At 72.3% G+C, this 15,916-nt stretch carries 13 protein-coding genes; 3 read left to right on the top strand and 10 right to left on the bottom strand.

Annotated features, from left to right (window positions below; genetic code table 11):
• Position 1 precedes the first annotated feature (1 nt).
• Both FHX40_RS09565 and FHX40_RS09560 read right to left on the bottom strand, forming a co-directional pair.
• Positions 2-1,357 carry a replication-associated recombination protein A gene (locus FHX40_RS09565; RefSeq protein ID WP_170198785.1) on the bottom strand — a complete coding sequence of 452 codons (1,356 nt, stop codon included), beginning with the start codon at positions 1,355-1,357 and terminating at the stop codon, positions 2-4.
• A 61-nt stretch (positions 1,358-1,418) separates the two neighbouring features.
• Positions 1,419-1,934 (bottom strand): DUF2231 domain-containing protein, encoded by a 516-nt coding sequence (locus FHX40_RS09560; RefSeq protein WP_142259276.1) that lies wholly within the window; start codon positions 1,932-1,934, stop codon positions 1,419-1,421.
• Between the two features lie 339 nt (positions 1,935-2,273).
• Here FHX40_RS09560 and FHX40_RS09555 point away from each other — a divergent pair, with 339 nt between their 5' ends.
• Positions 2,274-3,179 (top strand): peptidylprolyl isomerase, encoded by a 906-nt coding sequence (locus tag FHX40_RS09555; protein WP_170198784.1) that lies wholly within the window; start codon positions 2,274-2,276, stop codon positions 3,177-3,179.
• A 126-nt stretch (positions 3,180-3,305) separates the two neighbouring features.
• On the opposite strand, the gene aspS is transcribed toward FHX40_RS09555, so the two are convergent.
• The 3 genes from aspS to FHX40_RS09540 are packed head-to-tail and all read right to left on the bottom strand — an operon-like array spanning position 3,306 to position 7,023.
• Positions 3,306-5,063, bottom strand: a complete 1,758-nt coding sequence (gene aspS, locus FHX40_RS09550; protein ID WP_142259274.1) for an aspartate--tRNA ligase — start codon at positions 5,061-5,063, stop codon at positions 3,306-3,308.
• Positions 5,060-6,319, bottom strand: a complete 1,260-nt coding sequence (hisS, locus tag FHX40_RS09545) for a histidine--tRNA ligase (RefSeq protein WP_211350224.1) — start codon at positions 6,317-6,319, stop codon at positions 5,060-5,062. Before hisS ends, aspS begins: the two co-directional genes overlap by 4 nt.
• Positions 6,319-7,023: an MBL fold metallo-hydrolase gene (locus tag FHX40_RS09540; protein ID WP_142259272.1), complete on the bottom strand. Its 705-nt coding sequence runs from the start codon at positions 7,021-7,023 to the stop codon at positions 6,319-6,321. Before FHX40_RS09540 ends, hisS begins: the two co-directional genes overlap by 1 nt.
• Before the next feature lie 158 nt (positions 7,024-7,181).
• Here FHX40_RS09540 and FHX40_RS09535 point away from each other — a divergent pair, with 158 nt between their 5' ends.
• Complete coding sequence (locus tag FHX40_RS09535) at positions 7,182-8,024, top strand: peptidylprolyl isomerase (RefSeq protein WP_280525110.1); 843 nt, start codon at positions 7,182-7,184, stop codon at positions 8,022-8,024.
• 40 nt (positions 8,025-8,064) lie between these two features.
• Complete coding sequence (locus FHX40_RS09530) at positions 8,065-9,327, top strand: DUF349 domain-containing protein (protein WP_189136278.1); 1,263 nt, start codon at positions 8,065-8,067, stop codon at positions 9,325-9,327.
• Between the two features lie 133 nt (positions 9,328-9,460).
• On the opposite strand, the gene FHX40_RS09525 is transcribed toward FHX40_RS09530, so the two are convergent.
• The 5 genes from FHX40_RS09525 to yajC all read right to left on the bottom strand — a co-directional run bounded on the left by FHX40_RS09525 (position 9,461) and on the right by yajC (position 15,736).
• On the bottom strand, positions 9,461-11,659 hold the full coding sequence (locus tag FHX40_RS09525) for a RelA/SpoT family protein (protein ID WP_280525109.1): 2,199 nt from the start codon (positions 11,657-11,659) through the stop codon (positions 9,461-9,463).
• 300 nt (positions 11,660-11,959) lie between these two features.
• Entirely contained in the window at positions 11,960-12,484 is a 525-nt protein-coding gene (locus FHX40_RS09520; RefSeq protein ID WP_142259271.1) for an adenine phosphoribosyltransferase, read from the bottom strand.
• Between the two features lie 120 nt (positions 12,485-12,604).
• On the bottom strand, positions 12,605-13,678 hold the full coding sequence (secF, locus tag FHX40_RS09515) for a protein translocase subunit SecF (RefSeq protein WP_142259270.1): 1,074 nt from the start codon (positions 13,676-13,678) through the stop codon (positions 12,605-12,607).
• A complete protein-coding gene (gene secD / locus FHX40_RS09510; protein WP_244941587.1) occupies positions 13,678-15,261 on the bottom strand; it encodes a protein translocase subunit SecD in 1,584 nt (527 codons plus the stop codon). The genes secF and secD overlap by 1 nt, the downstream gene beginning before the upstream one ends.
• 112 nt (positions 15,262-15,373) lie before the next feature.
• On the bottom strand, positions 15,374-15,736 hold the full coding sequence (gene yajC / locus FHX40_RS09505; protein WP_142259269.1) for a preprotein translocase subunit YajC: 363 nt from the start codon (positions 15,734-15,736) through the stop codon (positions 15,374-15,376).
• Positions 15,737-15,916 lie beyond the last annotated feature (180 nt).

Below are 15,916 nucleotides of genomic sequence, written 5' to 3'. Positions count from 1 at the left end.
CCTACCGTGACTCGGGCCGTCGGCCGCGCAGAAAACTCCGGATCTTCGCCCATCGGTCCGCGAACGCGGCCTCGGCGCCGTGCCGCGTGGGTTCGTAGTAACACCGGTCGCGCACCTGCGCGGGAGCGTACTCCTGGCGGACCAGGCCGTGCTCGTAGTCGTGCGGGTACCGGTAGCCCTCGCCGTGGCCGAGCCGTTTCGCGCCCGGGTAGTGCGCGTCCCGCAGGTGGGCGGGGACCGGGCCGATCAGGCCCCGCCGTACGTCGTCCCGGGCCGCGGAGATCGCCTTGATCACGGCGTTCGACTTGGGGGCGAGCGCGCAGTGGATCACCGCGTGGGCGAGGTTGATCGCGCCCTCGGGCAGGCCGATGAGCTGCACCGCCTGGGCCGCGGCGACCGCGGTCTGCAGACAGGTGGGGTCGGCCATGCCGACGTCCTCCGAGGCGAAGATCACAATGCGGCGGGCGATGAACCGCGGGTCCTCCCCCGCCTCGATCATCCGGGCGAGGTAGTGCAGGGCGGCGTCCGCGTCCGAGCCGCGCATGCTCTTGATGAACGCGCTCACCACGTCGTAGTGCTGGTCGCCCTGCCGGTCGTAGCGCACCGCGGCGCGGTCCACGGCCCGCTCCACCACCTCGACGGTGATCTCGGGCGGTTCCGCGGCCCCGCCGGGGCCGGTGTCGGTCACCAGCAGCGCGGCCGCCTCCAGGTAGGTGAGCGAGCGCCGGGCGTCCCCGCCGGCGAGCCGGACCAGGTGGTCGGCGGCGTCGGGGGCGAGCCGTACCCGGCCGCCGAGGCCGCGCTCGTCGCGCAGCGCGCGCTCCAGCACCGCGCGGATGTCCTCGTCGGACAGCGGCTCCAGGGTGAGCAGCAGCGAGCGCGACAGCAGCGGGGAGACGACCGAGAAGTACGGGTTCTCGGTGGTGGCGCCGATGAAGGTGACCCAGCGGTTCTCCACGGCGGGCAGCAGCGCGTCCTGCTGGGCCTTGTTGAACCGGTGCACCTCGTCGACGAACAGCACGGTCTGGCGGCCGGACATGCCGAGCTCGCGGCGCGCGGCCTCGATCGCCGCCCGCACCTCGCGGACCCCCGCGGAGACCGCGGAGATCTCCACGAAGCGGCGTTTGGTGACGTTCGCCACCACGTAGGCGAGCGTGGTCTTGCCGGTGCCGGGCGGGCCCCAGAGGAACAGCGACATGGGAGCCTCGCTCTCCACCAGGCGCCGCAGGGGGGTGCCGGGGCCGAGCAGGTGGCGCTGGCCGATCACCTCGTCGAGGGTGCGCGGGCGCATCCGCACCGCGAGCGGCTCCTGCGACCGGTGCGCCTCCGCGGCCGCCGAATCGAACAGGCTCTCCACACCGCCGACCCTACCGCCCGTCCGGGGGCCCGCCCGCCCGGCTCACCACGGGCCGGGGACGCTAGCCCCAGACGGCGAGGGCGCCGGTGTGGCCGATGCGCACCACGAGGTAGCAGGCCGCCACGGCGAGCAGGATCGTCACGCCGGCGAGCACCATGGTCACCGTGGTCGTCCCGGCGCCGGCGGCGGCGCGGCGGCGCGCGCCGGTCCCGGACTCGGCCGCGGGGGCGGCCTTGCGGGCGGCCACGACGAGCAGCACCGCGGCGAGGCCGAGCGCGGCCGTGGTGTTCACCAGCGGGAGGCCGAGGCTCTCGTGCTCGGCGATGCGCTCGCCGACCACGCCCGGCGGTATCCGGCCACCGAACCGGCCGTCCAGCAGCGCCTGGCCGCTCAGCAGGGCGGCTGCCGCGGAGACCGGCGCGGCGACGGCGAGCAGCACCACCGCCCAGCCGAGCCGGGCGCGCAGCCGCGGCAGCACCGCGTAGGCGATGGAGAGCAGCGACAGCAGCGGGACGAACACGACCGCGGCGTGGATCACCAGCGGGTGGGCCGGAAGGCCCAGGATCTCGTCGAACATGACTCAGCTCCCGAGGACGGGTGGGCTTCACGCTTGGTCTGGTTACGTACGTGCCGCCGAGGAGGTTCCCAGACGGATCTGAAAGAGTTCTGAAGGCCCGTCGGCGCCCCTTCCCCACCTCGCCAGCAGCAGGAACCTCATTCGTAACATCTCAGCTCAAGGCGCTCCTTATACGGACATGACACTCGCCACCTCGCGATGACCGCTAGATTTGGCGAGCGTACGGGACGGGCGAGCGCGACCCTGCACGGCACGCGGCCCGGTGCGCGCCGAAGGCGCCGACCACACAGTGAGCGCCATGACGGGATCGCGCCACCAGAACTAGGGAAGGACGAAGCGGTGACCGACACGGACCGCCGGGAGCAATTGGCACGCGAGCACGCCGAGAGGCAGCAGAGGCGTGCCCAGCAGGAGGCCAGGAGCAAGCGCAACGTCGCGATCGGCGCCGGCGTGGGCACGGTCGTGGTCCTCGGCGGCATCATCGCGGCGACCACCCTGATCGGCGGCGGTGGGGACGGCCGGGACGCGAACGCCGCCGCCTCGCCGTCCCCGTCCGCGTCCGCCGAGGACCCCCTGGCGTCGCCCAGCCCCACCACCAAGGGCGGTGCCATCACCTGCGAGTACCGCGACGACGACAGCGGTGCCCCGGCGAAGAACGTGGGCAGGCCTCCGGCCAAGGTGAGCAAGGCCGTGCTCGCGCTGAAGACGATGACCATCAAGACCAATCACGGCGACATCGTCATCGAGGTGTGGCCCGATAAGGCGCCCTGCACCATCAACTCGTTCGCCTTCCTCGCCAAGAAGCGCTTCTTCGACAACACCGTGTGCCACCGGCTCGCCACGCCGGACACCGCGGGCCTGGGGCTGCTGCAGTGCGGCGACTGGCAGGCCAAGGGCGACGGGAAGAACCCCACCGACGGTACGGGCGGGCCCGGCTACCTGTTCAACGACGAGAACCTCGGCGGCAGCGACTACCGCCGCGGGATCGTGTTCATGGCCCAGGGGATGGAGGACCGCAACGCCAACGGCAGCCAGTTCGCCATCTCCTGGCACGACGACAACGTCCAGCTCGCGGAGACCGGCGGCACCTACACGGCCTTCGGACGGGTCGTCAAGGGCATGGACATCATCGACCGGGTCTCCAAGGGCGGCGTGATCATCAACCCGGGCGACATCACCAGCTCCGAGGGCGGTGCCACCGCCCCGAAGATGCGGGTCAAGGTGAGGACCATCACGCTGCAGTGACCCGCCGCGTCCCGGCGCGGCGGGCGGGGAACCGCCCGGTACGACGAAACGCCCCGGCGCGGGATGCGCGCCGGGGCGTCGTCGTGTCCTGGCGTACGCGGCCGTGGCCCGGCCGCCGGGGCGGCGTCAGCCGGCCTTCGGCGCGGCCGCCTCCCGGGCGGCGGGCTTGGCGTCCACGCCCGCCTCCTTGCGCTGCTGCGCGGTGATCGGCGTCGGGGCGCCGGTGAGCGGGTCGAAGCCGGAGGCGGTCTTGGGGAACGCGATCACGTCCCGGATCGACTCCCCGCCGGCGAGCAGCATGCAGACGCGGTCCCAGCCGTAGGCGATGCCGCCGTGCGGGGGCGGGCCGTACTTGAACGCCTCGAGCAGGAAGCCGAACTTCGTCTCGGCCTCCTCCTTGGAGATGCCGAGCACGTCGAAGACCCGCTGCTGCATCTCGGCACGGTGGATACGGATCGACCCGCCGCCGATCTCCATGCCGTTGCAGATCATGTCGTAGGCGCAGGCGAGCGCCTCGCCGGGGTTGTCCTGGAAGTTGTCGGCCCACTCCGGCTTGGGGGCGGTGAACGGGTGGTGGACCGAGGTCCAGCCGCCCTCGCCGTCCTCCTCGAACATGGGGGCGTCCACGACCCAGAGGAACGACCAGGCGGACTCGTCGATCAGGCCGCAGCGGCGGCCGATCTCCAGCCGGGCCGCGCCGAGCAGCTCGCGGCTCGCGTTCCGGGCGCCGGCGGCGAAGAAGATCGCGTCGCCCGGCTTGGCCCCGGTCGCCGCGGCGAGACCCGCCCGCTCGGAGTCGGACAGGTTCTTCGCCACCGGGCCGCCGAGCTCGCCGTCCGGCTGCACGAGCACGTACGCCAGGCCCTTGGCGCCGCGCGACCGGGCCCACTCCTGCCAGCCGTCGAGCTGCTTGCGGGTCTGGGAGGCGCCGCCGGGCATGACCACGGCGCCGACGTACTCGGCCTGGAACACCCGGAACGGGGTGTTCTTGAAGTACTCGGTGAGGTCGACCAGCTCGCAGCCGAAGCGCAGGTCGGGCTTGTCCGAGCCGTACCGGGCCATCGCCTCGGCGTAGCTCATCCGCGGCAGCGGGAGCGGGATCTCGTAGCCGAGGATCTCCTTCCACAGCCGGGCGATCAGCGCCTCGCCGATCGCGATCACGTCGTCCTGGTCGACGAACGACATCTCGACGTCGATCTGGGTGAACTCCGGCTGCCGGTCGGCGCGCAGGTCCTCGTCGCGGAAGCAGCGGGCGAGCTGGTAGTAGCGCTCCAGCCCGGACACCATGAGCAGCTGCTTGAACAGCTGCGGCGACTGCGGCAGCGCGTACCAGTTGCCCGGCTGCAGCCGCACCGGGACGAGGAAGTCGCGGGCGCCCTCGGGGGTGGACCGGGTGAGGCTCGGCGTCTCGACGTACACGAACCCGTGCTCGCGCATCACCTCGTGCGCCAGGTAGGTGGCCTGGGAGCGGATGCGCATCGCCCGCGCCACCTCCTGGCGGCGGATGTCGAGGTAGCGGTACTTGAGCCGGACCTCCTCGGAGACGTCCACCTTGCCCTCGATCGGGAACGGCAGCGGCGCGGACTCGCTCAGCACGTCCACCTCGGAGGCGACCACCTCGACCTCGCCGGTGGGCAGGTCGGGGTTCTCGTTCCCGGCCGGGCGGAGGCGCACCTCGCCGACGATCCTGACGCAGTACTCCGAGCGCAGGTCGTGGGCGTGCTCCTCCTCCCGGAACACCACCTGGACGATGCCCGAGGCGTCGCGCAGGTCGATGAAGACCACGCCGCCGTGGTCCCGGCGGCGGGCCACCCAGCCGGCGAGGGTGACGTGCTGCCCGGCGTGTTCCCGGCGAAGCGATCCGGCTTCGTGGGTGCGGATCATGAGGTGAGTCTCTCCTTCAGGGTCGTGACGATCTCGGCCAGGGGCACGGCGCTCTGCTCGCCCGTCGCCAGATTCTTCACCTGGGCGGTCCCGGCGGCGAGGTCGCGCTCGCCGAGGATCACCGCGAGGCTCGCCCCGGAGCGGTCGGCGCCCTTCATCGCGCCCTTGAGGCCCTTGGAACCGTACGCCATGTCGGCGGCGATCCCGGCCGCGCGCAGCTCGTGGACGAGCGTGAACATGCGGCGCGCCGCCTCCTCGCCGATCGGCACGCCGTACACCGCCACCCGCGGCGGCGTCCGTACGGCGAGCCCTTCGGCCTCGATGGCGAGGATGATGCGGTCGACGCCGACGGCGAACCCGATGCCGGGCAGCGGCGGGCCGCCGATGTCCTCCGACAGCCCGTCGTACCGGCCGCCGCCGCCGATGCCCGACTGGGCGCCGAGCAGCGGGTGGTCGAACTCGTAGGTGGTGCGGGTGTAGTAGTCGAGGCCGCGCACCAGGCGGGGGTTGTCCTCCCACGGGATGGACAGGTCCTCAAGCAGGGTGCGGACCTTGTCGTGGTGGGACTTGCACGAGGCGCACAGGTGGTCGGGGATGAGCGGGGCGTCCGCGAGCTGGGCGCGCACCTCGGGGCGCTTGTCGTCGAGCACCCGCAGCGGGTTGATCTCGACGCGCTGCCGGGTCGCCTCGTCGAGGTCGAGGCGGCGCAGGAACTCCTGGAGCGCGCCGCGGTACTGCGGGCGGCAGTTCCGGCAGCCCAGCGAGTTGAGCAGCAGCCGGACCCTGGTCAGGCCGAGGGCCTGGTAGCCGCTCCAGGCGATCGCGATCGTCTCGGCGTCGACCGCGGGGTCCTCGGTGCCGATCGCCTCCACGTTGAACTGCTGGAGCTGGCGGTAGCGGCCGGCCTGCGGCTGCTCGTAGCGGAACGCGGGCCCGGTGGTCCACAGCTTCACCGGGAGCTGCCCCTGGTGGAGGTTGTGCTCGAGGGTGGACCGCAGCACCCCGGCGGTGAACTCCGGGCGCAACGTGACCGACCGGCCCCCGCGGTCGGTGAACGTGTACATCTCCTTGGTCACCACGTCGGTCGACTCGCCGACGCCGCGGGCGAACAGCGCGGTGTCCTCGAACACCGGCACCTCGATGTAGGAGTAGCCGGCGTTGGCCGCGGCCTTGGCGAACGCCTCGCGGACCGCGAGGAAGATCGCCGAGCGTGGCGGATAGTACTCGGGTACGCCTTTGGGCGCTTGAAACATCATCACAGTCCCCTGGTGGGGCCGCTCGGCGGCGTCAGTCCCTGCAGGAACGGGTTGCCGACGCGCTCGCGGCCGATCGTCGTCTGTGGTCCGTGGCCGGGCAGCACCACCGTGTCGTCCGGCAGCGTCAGGCACACCGAGGCCAGGCTGCGCAGGATCGTCGGGTAGTCGCCGCCCGGGAGGTCGGTCCGTCCGATGGACCCGGCGAACAGCAGGTCGCCGGTGAAGATCACGCCGCCCTCGCGGTCGGCGCCGTGCTCCGGCGGCAGCAGGTACGTGACCGACCCCGGCGTGTGGCCGGGGGCGTGGTCGACGCGCAGCTCCAGACCGGCGAGCTTGAGCGTCTCGCCGTCGCGGAGCTCGCGCACGTCGTCGGGCTCGGTGAACTCCAGCCCGCCGAAGAGCTGCCGGCGGGCGGCGAGCCCGAGGCCCTTGCCCGGATCGGACAGCAGCTCGCGATCCTCCGGGTGGATCCAGGCGGGGATGTCCCGCGCCCCGCAGACCGGGACCACCGACCACATATGGTCGAGATGACCGTGCGTGAGCAGCACCGCGACCGGCTTGAGCCGATGCTCGCGGAGCAGCTCGTCGAGGCCGGGCACGGCGTCCTGCCCCGGATCGATGATCACGCACTCCTCGCCCGCTGCGGGCGCGACGACGTAACAATTGGCCTGGAACGACCCTGCGGGAAACCCGGCGATGAGCACGACAAGCGGTCCTCGGTCTGATGGATCTCGTCAAGGAAAGCGGATGGGAATGTAACCGAAGGGTACCGGTGAGCCTCGGCGGGCTGCGAACCATTGCCCTGGGGCCGATACGATTTCGCCCACCTCATTAGTGATTACCGACACTCGGGAGGAGTACGGTGGCCACCGGCAAAGACCGCCAGAGGGAGCTCGCCCGCCGGCATTACGAGCGACAGATGGCGCGCCGAGCCGAGCGGATGGCCAAGGCCCGGCGCCGGCGGATCATCGGTTCCGTCCTCGGTGTGGTGGTCGTGGGCGCGGTCGTCGCCACCTCGGTCGTGGTCTCCGGCTCCGGTGACGTGACCAGCGCACAGACCGGCGCGCAGGCCTCCCCGTCCGCGGCTCCCGAGCCCAAGCCGTTCGATCCGGCGACCCGGACCTGCGGTTACGTCGCCGACTCGAGCGGGCAGGTGAAGGACGTCGGGCTGCCTCCGGCGCAGGCCGACCCCGACACGCCGAGGACGATGACGCTCACCACGAATCACGGCAAGATCGAGATCAAGCTGGAGCCGGCGAAGGCGCCGTGCACGGTGAACTCGTTCGTCCATCTGGCGAGCAAGGACTACTTCGACGGCACCAAGTGCCACCGGCTGACCACCGGCGGGCTGCACGTGCTCCAGTGCGGCGACCCGCTGGCGAAGGCCGACGGCGAGACCGAGACCGACGGCACCGGCGGGCCGGGCTACCGCATCGCCGACGAGAACCTCGGCGGCATGGAGTACAAGCGGGGCGTGGTGGCGATGGCGAACAGCGGCCCCAACACCGGCGGCAGCCAGTTCTTCATCGTCTATGGTGACGACACCAACAACCTTGCTCCCAACTACACGCCGTTCGGTACGGTCACGAAGGGTATGAGCATTGTGGACAAAGTCGCCAAAGCGGGCGTCAAGGGCGGCGGAGGCGACGGTGCCCCCAAGCTGGCCGTCGAACTCAAAGACGTGACAATCTCTGGCAAGAGCTGACGTAATACAACGAGGGGCAGGGTACCCCCCGAAGGATCTGATGACAGTGCGGGAGGACACGGTGAGCACCGACCCGTGGGGCCGGGTAGACGACGACGGCACCGTCTACGTGCGTACGGCCGAGGGAGAACGGGCCGTCGGGTCCTGGCAGGCGGGTGATCCCGCGGAGGCGCTGGCGTACTACCGCCGCAAGTTCGAGGAACTCGCCACCCAGGTCGAGCTGCTCGAGCAGCGGGTACGCGGCACCGATCTGCCCCCCGCGCAGGCCGAGGCTTCCATCCTCAAACTGCGCGAGGCCGTCGCCACCGCGAACGCGGTGGGCGACCTGGACTCCCTCCAGCGGCGGCTCACCGGCCTGTCGGAGCTGGTCGCCAAGCGCCGCGAGGAGCTCAAGGCCGCCCGCGAGCTCCAGCGCGCGGCCGCCCGTGAAGTGAAGGAGCGCATCGTCGCCGAGGCGGAGCGCATCGCCGAGCACACCACTCACTGGAAGTCGGGCGGCGAGCGGCTGCGCCAGCTCGTCGAGGAGTGGAAGGCCGCCGAGCGCGTGGACCGGGCCACCGAGGCCGCCCTGTGGAAGCGGCTCTCCGCCGCCCGCACCGCCTTCGCCAAGCGCCGCAAGGCGTACTTCGCCGGTCTCGACCAGCAGCGCGAGGCGATCCGGCAGGAGAAGGAGCGCATCGTCGCCGAGGCCGAGGCCCTCGCCGACTCCACCGACTGGAGCGGCACCGCCGCCGCCTACCGTGAGCTGATGCGCCGGTGGAAGGCCGCCGGGCGCGCCTCCCGGGAGGTCGAGGAGGAGCTGTGGGCGCGCTTCAAGGCGGCCCAGGACCGGTTCTTCCAGGCGCGCGCCGCGGTCTACGCCGAGCGTGACGCCGAGCTGCGGGAGAACGCCGCGGCCAAGGAGCAGCTGCTCGCCGAGGCGGAGAAGCTGCTGCCGGTGACCGACGCGCGGGCCGCGCGCCAGCACTTCCGCTCGATCCTGGAGCGGTGGGAGGCGATCGGGCCGGTGCCGCGCGACGTCCGGGACCGGCTCGAGGGCGGCCTGCGGCGCGTCGACGACGCGCTGCGCAAGGCCGAGGAGGCCGAGTGGAAGCGGACCAACCCCGAGGCCCGGGCCCGGGCGCAGGCGACGGTCGAGCAGCTCCGCAGGTCGATCGAGCAGCTCGAGCAGCGGCTCGCCAAGGCCCAGGCCGCGGGCAACGCCAAGGAGGCCAAGGAGGCCGAGGAGGCGCTCGCCGCCCGCCGTTCCTGGCTGGTCGAGGCCGAGCGCACGCTCGCGGAGTTCTCCGGAGGCTCCGTCTGAGCCGCCCGGTCTGAGCCGTCACGGCCACCGTCGAGGCCACGTCCGCGCCCCCGGCCGCCACGCGCCGCCGGGGGCGCGGTCACGGTCGAGCACGGATCAGAGGAGAGCGCGGGAGGGGTACGGCGGGGCCGGGTCAGGAGCCGGCGCCGCTCACCCGGTAGACGTCGTAGACGCCCTGCACCCCGCGCACCGCCTTGAGCACGTGGCCGAGGTGCTTGGGGTCGCCCATCTCGAAGGTGAACCTGCTGATCGCCACCCGGTCGCGGGAGGTGGTGACCGAGGCCGACAGGATGTTCACGTGGTGGTCGGACAGCGTGCGGGTGACGTCCGACAGCAGGCGCGGCCGGTCCAGCGCCTCCACCTGGATCGCGACGAGGAACACCGAGTCCTCGGTCGGGCACCAGGTGACCTCGACCAGGCGGTCCTTCTGCTCCTTGAGCTGCTGGACGTTGGGGCAGTTGGTGCGGTGCACCGACACCCCGTGGCCGCGGGTGACGAAGCCGATGATCTCGTCGCCGGGGACCGGGGTGCAGCAGCGCGACAGCCGTACCCACACGTCCGGATCGCCGGCGACCACCACGCCCGCGTTGTGCGGGCGCTCCCGGAACCGGTCGCGCTTGCGCAACCGGGTCGGCACCGAGGTCTCGGCGAGGTCCTCCTCGGCGCCCTCGACGCCGCCGACCGACTGGACGAGCTTCTGCACGACCGTCTGGGCCGCGATGTGGCCCTCCCCCACCGCCGCGTACAGCGCGGAGACGTCGGGGTAGCGCAGGTCGCGGGCGAGGGCGAGCAGGGTCTCGCCGGACATCATGCGCTGCAGCGGCAGGCCCTGCTTGCGCATCGCCCGGCCGATCGCCTCCTTGCCCGCCTCGATCGCGGTCTCCCGGCGCTCCTTGGAGAACCACTGGCGGATCTTGTTGCGGGCCCGGCCGCTCTTGACGAACTTCAGCCAGTCCCGGGACGGCCCGGCGTCCGGCGACTTGGAGGTGAAGATCTCCACGGTGTCGCCGGTGTTCAGCCGGGACTCCAGCGGCACGAGCCGGCCGTTCACCCGGGCGCCGATGCACCGGTGCCCGACCTCGGTGTGCACCGCGTAGGCGAAGTCCACCGGGGTCGCGCCCTCGGGCAGCGCGATCACGTCGCCGCGCGGGGTGAAGACGTAGACCTCGGAGACCGACAGGTCGAAGCGGAGCGACTCGAGGAACTCGCCCGGGTCGGAGGTCTCCTTCTGCCAGTCGAGGAGCTGGCGCAGCCAGGCCATGTCGGTGACCGGCTTGACCTTCTGGCCGCCGCCGGAGTTCATCTCCTCCTTGTACTTCCAGTGCGCGGCCACGCCGTACTCGGCCCGGTGGTGCATCGCCCGGGTGCGGATCTGCAGCTCCACCGGCTTGCCCCCGGGCCCGATCACCGTGGTGTGCAGCGACTGGTACATGTTGAACTTGGGCATCGCGATGTAGTCCTTGAACCGGCCGGGCACCGGGTTCCATCGCGCGTGAATCGTCCCAAGCGCCGCGTAGCAGTCCCGCACCGTGTCGACGAGGACCCGGATGCCCACCAGGTCGTAGATCTCGTCGAAGCTGACGTTGCGGGCGATCATCTTCTGGTAGATCGAGTAGTAGTGCTTGGGACGGCCCATGACCGTCGCCTTGATCTTCGCCTCGCGGAGGTCGGCGGAGACCTTCTCGATCACCTCCTGGAGGTACAGGTCCCGGCGGGGCGCGCGCTCGGACACCATGCGGGAGATCTCGGCGTACCGCTTGGGGTAGAGCATGCTGAACGCCAGGTCCTCGAGCTCCCACTTGATGGTGTTCATGCCGAGGCGGTGGGCGAGCGGCGCGAAGATCTCCAGCGTCTCCCGGGACTTCTGCTCGCGCTTGTGCGGCGGCAGGTAGCGCATGGTGCGCATGTTGTGCAGCCGGTCCGCGAGCTTGATCACCAGCACCCGGATGTCCCTGGACATCGCGACGACCATCTTGCGGACGGTCTCCGCCTGGGCCGCGTCGCCGAACTTCACCTTGTCGAGCTTGGTGACGCCGTCGACGAGCGCCGCGATGGTGGGGCCGAAGTCGGCCCGCAGCTCCTCCAGGCTGTAGGCGGTGTCCTCGATGGTGTCGTGGAGCAGCGCGGCGGCGAGCGTCTCCACGTCGCTGCCGAGCTCGGCGAGGATGGTGGCGACGGCGAGCGGGTGGGTGATGTACGGGTCGCCGCTCTTGCGCTTCTGGCCGCGGTGGTGGTAGGCCGCGACGTCGTAGGCGTGCTCGAGGATCCGCAGGTCCGCCTTGGGATGGGTGGCGCGGACGGTCTTGAAGAGCGGTTCGAGTACCGGATTCACTGTGCCACCCCACTGCCCCGCGAACCGGCCCCTCCTCCGCCGCCCGGCAGGTTTCTCCTCGGCCGGCCCGGGCAGGGCGGGCAAGGATTGCGGCTCGGCCGGGCGCTCACGCTCGGTCGCGCCGTCCGGGCCGGACCCACCGGACCCGTCGGCGACGGCGGGTACGCCGGGTGCGACGACATCGCGGGACACGCAGACTCCTTGCCCTCGAGTCCTGTTTTTCCAGTTTATCCACTTTGGGGATGACGCCGGCCCGCCGTCCGGCGGGCCGCCACCCGGCCGGACCCGCCCGCAGGGGGATCAGACGACCACCAGAGAGCGCAGATCGACATCGCTCAACCGGCTGCGACCCTTGAGGAAGGCCAGCTCCAGAAGCACCGAGACGCCGACCACCTCGGCGCCCGCACCTCTGATCAACTCCACCGCCGCCAAGGCCGTACCCCCCGTGGCGAGCACGTCGTCGACAATGAGCACACGGTCGCCCGGGCCGAAGGCGTCCCGGTGCACCTCGATGACGGCGGAGCCGTACTCCAGATCGTAGGACGCCGAGAGCGTCTCTGCGGGCAGTTTGCCCTTCTTGCGTACGGGGACGAACCCGGCTCCGCACCGGTACGCCACGGGGGCGGCGAGGATGAAGCCGCGCGCCTCGATGCCGACGACCTTGTCGACCTCGAGCCCGGCGGCGAGCTCGTCCACCACCACGGAGAACGCGTCGTGGTCGGCGAGCAGCGGCGTGATGTCCTTGAACAGCACACCGGGCTTCGGATAGTCCGGCACGTCGCGGATCCGGCTGAGGATCAGCGCGGAGACGTCCGTCGCACCCATGGGGGGATGGCACCTGCCTTCACAACCGAGGGCCCGCAGGGGCCCGATCCGGCGCCGCCCGCGCGCCGTACGCCGGCGTCCGCGAGCGGCCGGTCGGCACGGGCACCCGAAGCGGGCCGATCAACTCTGTCTCTTCCTGCGTTTGTGCGCCGTGGTCGCCGGGCCGCGACCGGCCCGCGCCGCCCGGTCGCCCGGAGCGGCCCTGCCCGCCCCGGCGAGCGCCCGGTCGCGTCCGGCCACCCGCCTGGCGAGGGCGGCGTACCGCGGCTCCCGCTCCTTCAGCGCGACCAGCAGCGGGGTGGCCACGCACAGCGAGGAGTAGGTTCCGACGATCATGCCGACGAACAGCGCGAGCGACAGGTCCTTCAGCGTACCCGCGCCGAGCAGCGTGGTGCCGATGAACAGGATCGACGCCACCGGTAGGATCGCCACGAGCGTGGTGTTGAGCGAGCGGACCAGGGTCGCGTTGAGCGCGCGGTTCGCGGCCTGGGTGTAGGTCATCTTTCCGGTGCTGCCGAGCCTGGCGGTGACCTCCTTGATCATGTCGAAGACGACGACCGCGTCGTACAGCGAGTATCCCAGGATGGTGAGGAATCCGAGCAGGGTGGCCGGGGTCACCTCGAAGCCCGACCAGGCGTACACGCCCGCGGTGACGACCAGGTCGTGGCCGAGCGCGGCGACCGCGGCGAGCGCCATGCGCCACTCGAAGGCGAACGACAGGTAGCCGATCACCGCGATCAGCAGCACGGCGAGGCCGAGCACGGCCCGCTCGGTGACCCGGCCGCCCCAGGAGGCGCCGATCACCTGGACGCCGACCTCGCCCGGGGGCAGGCCGAACCGCGCCGCGAGAGCCCGCCGTACCCGCTCCACCTGCTCGTCGGACGCGCGGTCGCCGGCGGTGAGCCCGGTGGTGACGCGCCAGCCGTGCGCGCCGGTGCGCTGCACGATCACCTGCTCGTCGCCGCTCCCGCGGAGCGCGCCGCCCACCGCGTCGCGCACCTCCTCGACCGTGGCCGAGGCGGAGGTGAAGGTGAAGACCGAGCCGCCGGTGAACTCCACGCCGAGGTTGAGCCCGCGGCCGAGCAGCCCGGCGAGCGACAGCGCGAGCAGCGCCAGCGACAGGCCGTACCACAGCCTGCGGCGGCCGAGGATGTCGAGGTCCGCCCCGTCGCGGCGCAGCCGTCCCGGCCCCATCACGTCCCCCGCGGGGCGGGCTCGGCGCCCACGGTACGGCGGGGCCGGGCGAGCCCGGACAGCCGGTGCCCCTCGGCGAAGAACCGCAGCCGGGCGAGCAGGGTGACGAGGGGCCTGGTGAACAGGAACACCACCGCGAGGTCGATCAGCGTGGTGAGGCCCATGGCGAACGCGAACCCGGCCACGCCGCCGACCGCGAGCAGGTAGAGGGTCACGGCCGCGATGAGGGTGACCGCGTCGGCGACGAGGATGGTGCGCCGCGCCCGGCGCCAGCCGGTCTCCACGGCGAGCGGCAGCGGCCGCCCGGCCCGCAGCCCGTCGCGGATGCGCTCGAAGTAGACGATGAACGAGTCGGCGGTGACGCCGATGGAGACGATGAGGCCGACGATGTGCGGCAGCGAGAGCCGGAACCCGGCGTACGCGCCGAGCACGGCCACGCTCAGGTAGGTGAGCAGCGCGGCCACCGCGAGGCTCGACACCGCGACCAGGCCGAGGCCCCGGTAGTACAGCAGCGCGTAGCCGACGACCGCGAGCAGGCCGAGGCCGCCCGCGAGCAGGCCGCCGCGGAGCTGGTCGGCGCCGAGCGTGGAGGAGATCTCCTCGACCGTGCCGGGCTCGAACCGCAGCGGCAGCGCGCCGTACCGGAGCTGGTGGGCGAGCCGGGTGGCGGTCTCCCGGGTGAAGTCGCCGCCGATGCGGGCGGTGCCGCCGGGGACCGCCTCGCGGATCGCGGGCGCGGAGACCACGACGCCGTCGAGGACCACGGCGAGCCGGTTGCGCGGCTCGGGCAGGCCGGTGAGCCGCCCGGTGACGCGGGCGAACTCGGTGGCGCCCAGGCCGGTGAACTCGGCGGTGACGATCCACTCGCCACTGGCCGGGTCGACGCCCGCGGTGGCGTCCGCGACGTCGACGCCCCGCACGGCCGCCCGGTCGAGGATGTAGCGGGACGAGCCGTCCTGGCTGCAGGCGACGATCCGCGCGCCGGGGTCGTCGGGCACGCCCTGGCCGCGGGAGCGGGCGGAGCAGTCGATCCGGCGGAACTCCTCGGCCAGGGCGGACTCGATGCCGGTGAGGTCGACGCCCGCGAGCGGGTCGGGGGCGGCGGGGGTGCCCTGCCCGCCGCCGGGCGGGGCGCCCGGGGTCGCCGCGGGGTCAGGGGTCGCCGGCGGGTACGGCCGGCCGGACGCCCGGGGGGACGCCGGGGCGGACGGCTCCGGGCGTGCGGAGGCGGCCGGCGTGCCCGGCGGGGTCGGTGCGCCGGCGGCGTCCGCACGCGCGGGGGCCACCGCGAGCACCGGCCGGAAACGCAGCTCGGCGGTGGTGCCGACGAGCTCGAGGATCTCCTGCCGGCCCCTGCCGGGCACGGAGACGACGATGGTGTCCCCCGAGCGGACGGTCTCGGCGTCGGAGATGCCGGAGCCGTTCACCCGGTCGCGGATGATGTCCACGGCCAGGTCGAGGCTCTCCCGGGAAGGCCTGCTCCCGTCGGGCGTGACCGGCGACAGCGTCACGGTGGTGCCGCCCGCCAGGTCGAGGCCGTACCGGGGGACGAACGCCCCCTGCTGGGCGACCAGCGCGGCCATCACGAGCATGATCGCCGGCAGGACCAGGAGGATCCGCCCCGGTCCCCTCCGGGTGCGCGACGGGCTCTTCGGCGGGGAGGCCACGGGTCGTGGGGTGCTCCGGCGGGTCCGCTCAGGACTTCGTGGCGGACCCCTCCCCGTCGTCGCCGGTGCCCTGGGTGCCCTCACCCTCGGCGGCGGAAGCGGATGCGCCGCCCGGCCGCTCCTCGCCGGGCGTGATCACCCGGCCGACCGCGGCCTTGAGCCAGCGGGTCTCGACGCCCGGGGCGATCTCCAGCACCATCTCGTCGTCGTCGACGGCGGTCACGGTGCCGAACAGACCGGTGGTCGTCATCACCCGGGTGCCGGGCGTCAGGCTCTGCTGCATGCGCAGGTGTTCCTGCTGCCGTTTCCGCTGGGGGCGGATGAGCAGGAAGTAGAACACCACGAGCAGCAGAATCAGCGGCAGAAATGTCCCAATCGGATTGCCCTGCACGGGGGCTGTCCTTCCACTACGAGGATGACCGGCCTTCGCGCCGGAGGTCTGTCACTACGCGGGATCGCGTGGCCGGCCCGCCGCTCGCCAGCGCCCCGTGGCCGACCAAGGCACGGAGTGTAGGCGAGCCGGTCAAGACCCGGCAACGAACCCACGCTCCGGCGCGCGGGAAAGTTCCCC

The organism is Thermopolyspora flexuosa (assembly GCF_006716785.1).
Taxonomy (GTDB): domain Bacteria; phylum Actinomycetota; class Actinomycetes; order Streptosporangiales; family Streptosporangiaceae; genus Thermopolyspora; species Thermopolyspora flexuosa.
Note: the sequence above shows the minus strand (reverse complement) of the source record. Positions and strands in the feature narration are given on the sequence as shown.